2 protein-coding genes are annotated in these 740 nt (G+C 68.2%); both read right to left on the bottom strand.

Annotated elements, in window-relative coordinates; genetic code table 11:
* Positions 1 to 442 (bottom strand): MFS transporter (locus KUM32_RS27035; RefSeq protein WP_217144577.1); only part of this gene is annotated, 442 nt, incomplete at its 3' end.
* Positions 443 to 471: 29 nt separating this feature from the next.
* The coding region (locus KUM32_RS27030) for an alpha/beta fold hydrolase (RefSeq protein ID WP_217144576.1) at positions 472 to 740 on the bottom strand (269 nt) is incomplete at its 5' end.

The raw sequence follows: 740 nt of genomic DNA, 5'->3' as shown, positions 1-740 counted from the left end.
CCTTGCCCTCGAAGGAGGAGTAGACGCTGGCCAGCGTCAGAGGCATGACGACGGCGCCACCCACACCCTGGACCACGCGTCCCACGTGCAGGGTGGTGATGTGCTCGGCGCCGAGCAGGGTGATCTCGCCCGCCGCGGCGCACAGCACCGAGCCGGCGAGGAAGACGACCACGCCGATGACGTAGATCACCCGCTGCCCGTACAGGTCACCCAGCCGGCCCGCGGTGACGATGAGGACGGCCAGCGCCAGCATGTACGCGTTGGCCACCCACTCCAGGTCGTCGAAGGAGGCGTCCAGGTCGTCGCCGATGGTCGGCATGGCCACGGTGACGACGGTGACGTCGAGCAGCGCGATGAACAGGCCCAGCAGCGCGGCCAGCAGGGTCAGACCGGGCTTGTTGCGCGGTGGCAACGCCCGTAGGTGCAAGGTGTTTCCCGACATGAGGTGTCCTCGTGCCCTTCGTCTCGGTGTCAGCCCGCCCGTTGGCGGTCCACGAACGCGATGATCAGATCGGCCACTTCCTGCGCCTGTTCCACGTGGCAGAAGTGGCTGAAGCGGGGGTCCATGCACAGCTCGGCGCTGGGCATGTCCGCCTGGAGCGCATCGGCACGATCGCCCAGCATCCCCGGGTCGTTGGGGCTGCCGATCACCAGCGTGGGAACCGATACGTGGGAAAGCGCGAGCGAGGACGCCGCGCTGTACTGGTCGAAGAGGGCCAGGAACGCCTGGGGGCCCATCT

It is taken from the genome of Streptomyces sp. AC627_RSS907, from assembly GCF_019049165.1.
This window is presented reverse-complemented; position numbering and strand designations above follow the sequence as displayed.